Annotated in this window: 1 protein-coding gene; it reads right to left on the bottom strand. The window is 46.0% G+C overall.

Annotated features, from left to right (window positions below; translation table 11 throughout):
* Positions 1-718: YjiH family protein (locus tag R7Q48_RS27325; RefSeq protein ID WP_318133395.1), on the bottom strand; the 718-nt coding region annotated here is incomplete at both ends.

Genomic DNA, 718 nt, shown 5'->3' with positions numbered 1-718 from the left:
AGCCACGATACCTGCTAAACAGATAGCTCCGTAGAAAGGTAGGAACAGGTGTTCAAGTTGAACCTGAGCAATAACAACTAAGCTGAATGTGATCGATACCGCTGAGAACGTTGTACCAACAACTGCTGCTTCACGTTGAGTGTAGAACTTGTTTTCGTACTGCTTGCTTGTCAGTAGGATGCCCACACTGCCATCACCCAACCATGATGCCATACAGTCGATCGCACTACGGCCAGGTAGGTTAAATACCGGACGCATTACTTTACTTAATAGCGCGCCAAATAGTTCTAGAAGACCGAAGTTAAGTAGTAGAGGAAGCAGAAGGCCAGCAAAAATGAATACTGCGAATAGCGTTGGTAGAAGACCAGTTAAAACAAGGCCGCCCGTGTTTTCTTCCCAAATCGCTTTTGGACCTACTTGGAAGAACGTCATCAATACCGCAGCACCACCGATTAGGCGAACAACAAGCCAAAGTGGAGACGGGTTGAAAAGTCCGTTTAAGAAACCGTTACGAAGGATCGCTGCTGGCTTGAAAATTTTACAAAGAACAGAAGCGACAGCCATGAAAGCGATAATAGCGGTAACGATAGCAATAAGTGCATCGCCAAGTAAGGCAGGAATGACTTTTGCCATGACTGCAACAGGGATAGTGAGGTCGCCATTGTAAGAAATAGGCGCCATAAACAGCAGAAGACCGATTAGGGATGGAATGAAGAAC

Source organism: Vibrio sp. 378, from assembly GCF_033339435.1.
Note: the sequence above shows the minus strand (reverse complement) of the source record. Positions and strands in the feature narration are given on the sequence as shown.